Source organism: Actinoplanes sp. NPDC020271 (assembly GCF_044388125.1).
GTDB lineage: Bacteria > Actinomycetota > Actinomycetes > Mycobacteriales > Micromonosporaceae > Actinoplanes.
On sequence record NZ_JBIRWQ010000066.1, the window covers coordinates 1 to 8,258 of the forward strand.

11 protein-coding genes are annotated in these 8,258 nt (G+C 64.6%); 4 read left to right on the plus strand and 7 right to left on the minus strand.

Going from position 1 to position 8,258, the window contains the following annotated elements:
• The first annotated feature begins 422 nt into the window (after positions 1–422).
• On the plus strand, positions 423–1,025 hold the full coding sequence (locus ACH442_RS47550) for a dTMP kinase (protein WP_396344834.1): 603 nt from the start codon (positions 423–425) through the stop codon (positions 1,023–1,025).
• Between the two features lie 70 nt (positions 1,026–1,095).
• Here ACH442_RS47550 and ACH442_RS47555 read toward each other — a convergent pair whose 3' ends face one another.
• Positions 1,096–1,410 carry a hypothetical protein gene (locus tag ACH442_RS47555; RefSeq protein WP_396344835.1) on the minus strand — a complete coding sequence of 105 codons (315 nt, stop codon included), beginning with the start codon at positions 1,408–1,410 and terminating at the stop codon, positions 1,096–1,098.
• A 51-nt stretch (positions 1,411–1,461) separates the two neighbouring features.
• Between ACH442_RS47555 and ACH442_RS47560 the strand changes: the two genes are divergently transcribed.
• Entirely contained in the window at positions 1,462–2,535 is a 1,074-nt protein-coding gene (locus tag ACH442_RS47560) for a nucleotide kinase domain-containing protein (RefSeq protein WP_396344836.1), read from the plus strand.
• Positions 2,536–2,567: 32 nt separating this feature from the next.
• Here ACH442_RS47560 and ACH442_RS47565 read toward each other — a convergent pair whose 3' ends face one another.
• From ACH442_RS47565 to ACH442_RS47580, 4 genes are read right to left on the minus strand one after another with little or no spacing between them, the layout of a single operon-like run.
• Positions 2,568–3,368, minus strand: a complete 801-nt coding sequence (locus tag ACH442_RS47565; protein ID WP_396344837.1) for a hypothetical protein — start codon at positions 3,366–3,368, stop codon at positions 2,568–2,570.
• 15 nt (positions 3,369–3,383) lie between these two features.
• Positions 3,384–4,334 carry an ImmA/IrrE family metallo-endopeptidase gene (locus tag ACH442_RS47570; protein ID WP_396344838.1) on the minus strand — a complete coding sequence of 317 codons (951 nt, stop codon included), beginning with the start codon at positions 4,332–4,334 and terminating at the stop codon, positions 3,384–3,386.
• Between the two features lie 6 nt (positions 4,335–4,340).
• Entirely contained in the window at positions 4,341–4,730 is a 390-nt protein-coding gene (locus tag ACH442_RS47575; RefSeq protein WP_396344839.1) for a helix-turn-helix domain-containing protein, read from the minus strand.
• 2 nt (positions 4,731–4,732) lie between these two features.
• The gene (locus tag ACH442_RS47580) at positions 4,733–4,987 is read right to left on the minus strand and encodes a hypothetical protein (RefSeq protein ID WP_396344840.1); all 255 of its coding nucleotides are present in this window, start codon (positions 4,985–4,987) and stop codon (positions 4,733–4,735) included.
• Positions 4,988–5,115: 128 nt separating this feature from the next.
• Here ACH442_RS47580 and ACH442_RS47585 point away from each other — a divergent pair, with 128 nt between their 5' ends.
• Together ACH442_RS47585 and ACH442_RS47590 are read left to right on the plus strand one after the other, a co-directional pair.
• Positions 5,116–5,994, plus strand: a complete 879-nt coding sequence (locus ACH442_RS47585; RefSeq protein ID WP_396344841.1) for a nucleoside triphosphate pyrophosphohydrolase family protein — start codon at positions 5,116–5,118, stop codon at positions 5,992–5,994.
• 283 nt (positions 5,995–6,277) lie between these two features.
• A complete protein-coding gene (locus ACH442_RS47590; RefSeq protein WP_396344842.1) occupies positions 6,278–6,457 on the plus strand; it encodes a hypothetical protein in 180 nt (59 codons plus the stop codon).
• A gap of 92 nt (positions 6,458–6,549) precedes the next feature.
• On the opposite strand, the gene ACH442_RS47595 is transcribed toward ACH442_RS47590, so the two are convergent.
• Both ACH442_RS47595 and ACH442_RS47600 read right to left on the minus strand, forming a co-directional pair.
• Complete coding sequence (locus ACH442_RS47595) at positions 6,550–7,626, minus strand: tyrosine-type recombinase/integrase (RefSeq protein WP_396344843.1); 1,077 nt, start codon at positions 7,624–7,626, stop codon at positions 6,550–6,552.
• Positions 7,623–8,099, minus strand: a complete 477-nt coding sequence (locus ACH442_RS47600; RefSeq protein ID WP_396344844.1) for a hypothetical protein — start codon at positions 8,097–8,099, stop codon at positions 7,623–7,625. The genes ACH442_RS47595 and ACH442_RS47600 overlap by 4 nt, the downstream gene beginning before the upstream one ends.
• Positions 8,100–8,258 lie beyond the last annotated feature (159 nt).

The following is an 8,258-nucleotide window of genomic DNA, read 5'->3' on the forward strand; positions in this document are numbered from 1 at the left end:
GCGCCGTCACCAGGCACGAGCCAGACGAGCCCACTATGCCCGCCGCCTCACCCTCGAACTCCAGCCATGATCACGAATGGCGGCTGCCGTACTAGCAACTACCGCTACACGAAATCCAAAATCCACATCGCGGTAGCACCTCGACCCGCTGGCCCAATCCGTCTTCGCTCAGGGCCAGCGGATGAGCCTCCCCGCTCAGCGCAGCCAGGGCAGTAGCGACTTCCTCGAGGCTGGCTTTGACACAGCGGGCGGTGGTGCCCGCATCGTTCGGAGTTTCGGTGTGCCCGGCGTAGGCGAGCGCGACGCCGTAGCCGAAGACTCGCTCCACCCAGGTCAATGCTGTGCCAGCGGAGCGAGAGGCTCTGTCCGATAGGGGATTCTGGTCTTTCGCTGACGGCAATCAGCCATCCACAGTCTCAGATGTGGAAGATTCTTTGCTGAAATTGATACCGGGTTCCGTGATCGTCTTCGAGGGTCTGGACCGTGCCGGTAAAAGCACCCAGCTGGACATGTTGACCCAGGTCGTCGAGTCGGCTTCTGCGGATCTGGTTCACATGCCCTCTGGATCTACACCGTTCACGCGAGGCGTCTATTCGCTGCTCGAGCACGAGGGACCCGTGTCGGGGCTTGCTCGGCAGCTGGCGCATCTCGCCTGCCATGCCGAGAACCACGACGCGCTCGTTGCTGCGGCCGAGGTCAAAGCGCTAGTGCTGGATCGCTGGTGGTGGTCCACCGTCGCGTACGGCTGGTACGGCGGCGCGGTCCCGCGATCGGGTCTCGCCGAGGCCGATTTTCGCCGACTGATCGAGGTCGTATGGATGCCGATCACCGCGGCTGTGGTCTTCGTCTTCCTGGATCCCCACCGAGACGACGAGAACAACACTGATGCCATCGCGTTGGGCTACCGGTCCTTGATGCGAGAGCACCCTGACATCGCCGTGGCGGTGCCCGACGCCCCGATCGAGCAGGTTCACGCATTCATCGCCGATGAGCTGATCAAACGCAAACTCGCGGTACGCCGTTAGCCCGGCCTCCAGGTAGCGACGTCCAGCACCTCTTCGCCCGATTCCGTAGTGCGGGCGTATCGCGGCGTGCCTATCCGGGCAGCGCTTCGGTGACTCGCCGCAAGGCATCCCACAGATCGCCGGGCTGAACTTCGTAATGCAACGCAGACCGTGACCCGTGGTCGCGGGGCCGGGTCGCGAGCGTGCCGGCGGACTGGAGACGCAGCATCACCGGGCGCACGATGCTGTCGCCCAGACCGGCATGCCGGGCAATCATACGGGTGGTCACGCCTTGATTGCCTGCCTGGGTCAGGTCAACGATCGCCCGGATCACGTCTGCTGCGGCGCGATTACCGAAGATTGCGGCCGAAAGCGACCGCCGGTCGTCCGCTGCCTCGCTCTGCATAGCTGTATAGTGCAACACGTTACGCGAATCGCGTCACAGGAGGCGGCAGAATTGATCACCGCGACAACGCCGGCGCAGCCTCGGCAGGACGTGCCCACCAGCAGCTTTCCGGAAGAGAGGCTGGCCGGGTACGGTGAGCGGCCACCACAGGTGATCATTGCGGGCAGGCGGCTGTCTCCCACCGTGGTGTTCGACACGTACTGGACTTTCGCCGCCGCGCGTCAGGGGATCTACGAGGCGCGTATCGCCGGCCTGCCGGGACCTTGGACTCAAGACCCGATTTTGAGCGCGCACCGGTTCACCAACTGCTACCGAGCCGCTGACCGGGTCAGTCAGTACCTCATCACGCACGTGTCCTATGGCGGAGATCAGAGCATCGAAGAGGTGTTCTTCCGGACGTTGCTGTTCAAGATCTTCAACAAGATCTCGACGTGGGAGTTACTCACCGCGTCACTGGGCACACCGACGTGGAAGACGTACAGCTTCGACCGATACAACACCGTGCTCAGTGAGGCTTTCGCCCGCAAACAGCGTCTGTACTCGGCGGCCTATGTGGTTCCGCCACCGTCGCTGGGTGAGGAACGCAAACACAGCAATCACCTCCGGTTGCTGGAGATGCTGATGCGCACGGGCGTGCCCCTCCAGGTGCGGGATGTCAACTCGATGCAGGCGGCTTTCCAACTCCTGCGTGGTTACCCCGCGATCGGTGACTTTCTGGCCTATCAGTACCTGATCGACTTGAACTACTCGGCGGCGTACGACTACGGCGAGATGGAGTTCGTCGTTCCAGGGCCGGGAGCGCGTGACGGCATCCGCAAATGCTTCGGGGTAGCAGCGACCGGTATCGAAGCCGACATCATCCGATACATGGCGGACCATCAGGACGAACACTTTCAGCGGCTAGGCTTGCGGTTCCGCGGACTTCGCGGGCGGCCGCTACAACTCATCGACTGCCAGAACTTGTTCTGCGAGGTCGACAAATACGCACGCGTCGCTCACCCGGACGTCGCGGGGCTCAGCGGCCGGACCCGGATCAAGCAGCGTTTCCAAGCCGTCACGGATGCAGTCCCTGCCTGGTTCCCACCGAAATGGGGAATCAACGGCAGCTCCCCCGCGTGGAGCTGACTACTGCCGACTCAGCGCAACATCGGCGGTCGCTAGGCCGCCAGCATCGGCACGCTCTCGGAGAGAAGCGGCCGGAGCATCCCGATGGCATTGCCGTCGAGCTGCGCGTAGCCGGCGATCACGGTAAGCATGCCCGGCTTCAGGTCGCTCTGCCGGGCCACGTAGGCCAGCAAGTTACCCAGTCCGACGTAGTTGCCGTAAGCCTTCTCCACCATGTAGTGGCTACGATACAAGGCAGTCAGGTGCAGCTGGCGGGCGCGATTGTCCAGCTGGAAAGAACAGTGACTCAGACACGGAAACTGCATGATGCCATTGTCTCGTCCCGGTACGCGGATGGGCATGGAACTGCTGTAGGGCTCGACGTCGTCTGCCGCCGGGTCGACGAGGTTGGCTTCGTAACAGGCTGACTTGGGGTTGCTGGTATGCCCCTGTAGGAGCAGCTGGCGGATGATGCCGGCGAGCTGGTCGACGCTCTTGTCCTTGCCGGGATAGTCGATCAGCCGGTGGAAGTAGGTCCCCAGCCGGTTGCCGGTGTGCAAGCGCTTCAGCGCGGGATAGAGGCTTTTGTATCGTTCCACGAGCTCGTCGTGTGTTGTCGCGTTGGCCGCGAGCGCTGCCGGGAAGATCGTGTTAGCGACGGTACGGACCGGCTGCATGCCTTTGACCGTGAGGATCCGATCGAGTTCGGCCCGGACTCCGGGATCGTCGCGCTGCGGGTCGACGATCCGGACTACCGTATGGAAGGCACGGTGTGAGCGGTTCTCCAGTAGGGCTCGGCAGGCTCGGACCCACGCGGTGGAGACGTCCGGCGCCTGGACGTTGAAGGTTTCCACGCCAGCTCCTTACTCCTAGTCGGCGGCTTGGGGGTGATCGGGCTCAGAGGTGCAGCCCCAGACATCTGCGGTGCCGAGCCGGCGCACCGGCGCGACTACGGTGACCGAAATCGGCGGGTGGCCCGGCACCTCAACGATGAATGCAGCCGACTGGTGGAAATGGTCGGTGACTTCCACCGTTGCACCGGCCCTCCACGCCGGTCCGCTCGCGGTGCTCTCTGCTGGCCACGATTCAGGATCCATGGCGATCAGCCCGTGGGGCAGCTTCGCGATGCGGCTCCCCGGTGGCAGCAGAAGAACATCTCCCGCTGCGACGTGCAGCACCCCGCTCCCGGCCGAGGGACGAATCGGGAACAGGTGTGACGTCGGCTTGTTCAACGTGGGCGGGTGCAGGCGCGCCCGGAGACGCTGTGGCGGGATGCTGGGCCATGAGGATGCGGATTTCGCATCGATCTTCTTCAGGCGGCGTAGGTGGCGTACCGTGCCGGCGTAGGAGGTTCCGAGCCAGCGGGCCACTTCATAGACTTCTTCCGGTTGCTGAACTTGCTCGATCCCGATGCGACGCAGTGCGGCATCCACCGCCTGTGGCGGCATGAGGAACCAGGCCGCGAAGCTCTCCGCCTGCTTCTCGACGGCAGTCCATACGCGTTGTGGCTGCAGACCGGCGATGTCGAGATCGGAGTCGGCTCGGCTGCCGTGGTCAAAGACGTGGTGTCCGAGTTCGTGGGCGGCAGTGTGCCGCAGACCGATCTCATCCAGTGATGCGTTGAGCAGCATCGCCGGACCGCCGTCATCGAGCCCGAAGTAAAATCCGAACAGCTTCGGCATGGGACGGGTCATGCAGTCGATACCCGCGGCACGCAACGCGGCGAACACGTCGACGTAGCCTGTTCGGTCGATGTCCAGGTCACGGTGTACCTGGGGAGCACGCAGCATTGCGGTCGCGTTTGCGATCTGCCAGTTCATGGCCCTTTACGACTCCCCGTCATCGCCGGTGTTCTTCTCTGCGATGCGCTTGAACCGAAGGTACTTGGCGTACTCCAGCACTTCGGCGACGTCACCGTCGGTCAGCCCGGCAAGGGCGCGCGGGAGACCGGCGAGCGCGTGTTCACCGACATCGGCGTCGGCGTTCTCATCTAGGAAGTAGGTGGTGGGCAGGCTGTACAGCCGGGCGATCTTCTTGAGTTCAAGGCTGTCGACCCGTCGCATTCCCCGTTCGATGTCGCTCACCGCGCTCCGTGCGATGCCGGTGTTCTGCGATACGTATTGCTGGGACATGCCGAGGTACTCACGTGTGGCCTTCAGGCGTTCACCAAGGCGGCGCAGTTCGGGGTCGGTGGTGCGAGTGTCCTGCTGTTCCATAGCTACGAACTTTCTGTGATGACGCGGTGGACAGTTTCGGCGAAGGCCCGTACCGAGCGGGCGGACCGCGCGGCCTCGGCATCAGCCGAGATCTTGATCCGGTACTTCGCCTCGATGTCAGTCAGAATCTCTGCGATGAATACGGAGTCGATCGGCAGCTCATGCCCGTCAGCAGCGAGCCGCGCCTCGAGGTCTCCGGCGGGTTCGTCCAGGCGGACGGCGAGTGCGTCGATGATCGCGGACATCACGTCGCTCACCGTCGGGCTGTCAGTGCTCGTTGTCCTCACCCCATCTGACTGTCGGAAAATCCGACCCCTTGTGGCATCATACGACGAGTATCGTCTGGAATCCAGACGGTCAGTCGACTCATCCGACAGGGGTGCTAATGGAGTTCGGCCGGTATCAGAAGGCAGCGGTCAAGACCTTGCAGGGCGCGGGAACAGAGCTGGACTCGATCGTCGTCCCGCTGCTCGGCCTCCTGGGCGAGGCCGGCTCGGTGGCCAGCGCATACAAGAAGCACCTACGCGACGGCGCCGACCGACCCATCGGCAAGCAGCAGGTCCGAGAAGAACTCGGTGACGTCCTCTGGTACGCGGCAACGCTGGCCGACAGCTTCGGCCTTGACCTCGACGACGTCGCCGCCGCCAGCCTGGAAAAGGCCAAGCAGCGGTGGCGCCCCTCCGAGCCAACCGAGCCCCTCCTCGACGAGCACTTTCCACCAGTCGAACAGCTTCCGCGCCAGGCGACTTTCACCTTCACCCCCACGGCCCGGGATTCCGACGGGCGAACCGTAGTTGTACTGAGCCACGACGGGAAACCAGTCGGCGATCCCCTCACCGACGCCTCCACCATCGATGACGACTACCGATACCACGACGCCTTCCACCTCGCCTACGTCGCCGTCCTCGGCTGGTCACCCGTCATGCGGGCACTACTCAAGGTCAAACGCAAGAGCAACCCAGCAGTCGACGAGGCAGAGGACGGCGGCCGCGCCGTCGCGATCGAGGAGGGCGTCTCCGCCCTCGTGTTCTCCTACGCCTCCCGGCACGGCTTCTTCGACCGCCTCCAGCACGTCGACAACGAACTCCTACAGACCATCATGACCATGACTGCGCACCTTGAGGTCAGCACCTGCAGACCTGCCGACTGGGAGCAGGCCATCCTGACCGGATACCGGTGCTGGCGAACCCTCACAGCACAGAACGGCGGCATGCTGGAAATCAATATGCAAGAACGCACCATGCGGGTTCTCTCCGCAGATTGATACGGACGCGCCTAGCCAACGCGACCGCATGAGCCGTTCGGCCGCGTCGACACACGCGTGATCGCCTCCAGCCCGACACCGTTGCAGCAGCAGGTCGCACGCGGCTACGCCGATGCGGTCGGCTGGGGAGAAGAAACCATACGGACCCGAATCACGGTCCTACGGGACGGCGTTCTGCTTGCGGTCGCATCTGCCAGCTGTACACGCTGATCTGGCCATTCATCTCCAGTGCCCCTGATCAGCAGAACAAACCACAGCCCAGCCCCACGGGAGTACCTACCACATGCCCGGCGGCCTGTACGCCCTCCTCGCCCAGCATCCTGCCAACCCGAACGAACCCGAGCGGAGGCTCAGCACCGACCCCGACGAGCGCCGTCCCAGCCCCAGCACGATCTACACAGCGTCCATAGAGACGATCGACAACGACCGTGCTACGCCATTGCTCGGCAACATCAGCCTGTAGCCAACGGCAACCCGAACCGACCCGCTGTCTCGCCACCGCTGAGGAACGGTCCGGCGACGGGCAGACGTCCCGCCGCCAGACCTCACTCCTCGTTAGTCGTACTCACCGACCAAAGCATCGCCACCAAGGTTGAGTACCGGCAGGTTGCCTGGCAAGGCGAGGGGGTGCTGCTCACCCGTCAGCCCGGACAGCGCCGTCGCGATCTCCTGCAAGGTCGCTTTCACATACCGAGCCGTAGTACCAGCGTCGTTCGGGGTTTCGGCGTGACCGGCGTAGGCGAGCGCGACGGCATACCCGTAGACGCGTTCAACCCACGTCAGGGTCGTGTGTCGTAGCCAGTGCGCGGAGATCATCTGGACCCTGACCCACGGCAGGAGTTCGCCGACGCGGGTGAAGAGGTAGTCGTAGCGGCGCCGACCGACCGGCTTACCGCTGCGATACCGCAGCAGCACCCCATCGGTCGGGGAGCCGCGCTCCTGGGCGTGCTGCTGCAGGAACGCCATCAACGTCGGTGACACCGGCTGCCACCGGAACGTCTCCCCCTTCTCCCGCAACAACACCAAACACTGCTCGACGTCCAGATCCATCGGGCGTACCCCGAGTAGACCTCCGCGGCGGCAGGCCGTCTCGATGTGGAACCGCAGGATCAGCGAGTCGAGCTCCGGATCATTGCCCGACGAGCCAGCCACCTGGGTGAGCTCGGCCAGCCGGTCGTCAGCCAGCGCGGAGCGGGTCGAGGCCAGCCGGGCCGGCTTCGCCACTTTCCGAGCCGGGTTAGCACCGTCGGTGATGTGCCCGTCCGCGACCGCCCGCCGGTAGAAGCAGCGCATCGCCGAGATGAAATGCTCCGCCGCGCTACGCCCACCCCGGTTGTTACGGCGCCGCAGGGCATTGGCCTGGATCTCGCGCATCGCCACCTCGATCTCGGACGGGATCACCGAGTCGATCCGCCGGTCCGCCCACCGCTCGACCGCCTTGGCCCAATAGGTGCTGTACATGCGCTTCGATCCTGGGCCGACGGCCGCGGCCACGATCGGTACGTATTCGGCGAACGTCGGCACTGGCATACCGGATGCGGTCGTGTTCAGCAGATCCTCGGGGGTGATCCCCATCTGCTGCAGCAACATCATCGCCGCCTGCATCACCTCGGGCTTACCGGCCGCGCTCACGCGCCACCGCCCAGAACGGCGGCGTGCAGATCCGCGGTGAGATGGCCGAGCAAGGCGGCCGGGTGCACGAGCAGTACCTGCCGGCGCGGGAAGCCAGCCAGCAGCACTCGCTCCGGGCCCTCGATCCGGCACGCCTGGCGCACCCGCGCCGGCACGCTCACCTGGCACCGCTCGCCGAGCCTACGCATCCGCTGCCCGGCACCGGGCGCGATCACGATCAGACCCTCGCGGACATCGGACCCGACCTTGAGGCCGGGCTTCCAGCCGAGGCTGGCCATGATGAGCTTGTCGATGATCCGGCCCGTGTGATCCATCGCCGAGTACCCGAAGACGACATCGCGGCGTGGCAGTTCCGGAACCGTCGGCAGCGGCAGCGGCTTGCGCAGCAGGCCCCGACCGGCCTCCCGGCGCTGACCTTGCCGATCCGGCAGCGTCAGCCGAGGAACCAGCGGCGGCAGCGGAACCGACCTCACCACGGCCACCACCAGTCAAAATGCCGGGCTGCCGGGCAACGCATGGATGCTGTGGACGCGTGCTCTAGTTGTGATGTCCAGCCAGGTTGTTCAACCGGGTGATCGGCGTGGTCTTGCCGATGGCGGTGTGGGGCCGATGATGGTTGTAATCGTGTAAGA

What these genes read in the sequence shown, in the direction of transcription:
- ACH442_RS47555 (WP_396344835.1), bottom strand. Translation starts at nt 1,410, where the DNA reads ATGCAGAGCGAGGCAGCGGACGACCGGCGGTCGCTTTCGGCCGCAATC.
- ACH442_RS47590 (WP_396344842.1), top strand. Translation starts at nt 6,278, where the DNA reads ATGCCCGGCGGCCTGTACGCCCTCCTCGCCCAGCATCCTGCCAACCCG.
- ACH442_RS47575 (WP_396344839.1), bottom strand. Translation starts at nt 4,730, where the DNA reads ATGGAACAGCAGGACACTCGCACCACCGACCCCGAACTGCGCCGCCTT.
- ACH442_RS47570 (WP_396344838.1), bottom strand. Translation starts at nt 4,334, where the DNA reads ATGAACTGGCAGATCGCAAACGCGACCGCAATGCTGCGTGCTCCCCAG.
- ACH442_RS47585 (WP_396344841.1), top strand. Translation starts at nt 5,116, where the DNA reads ATGGAGTTCGGCCGGTATCAGAAGGCAGCGGTCAAGACCTTGCAGGGC.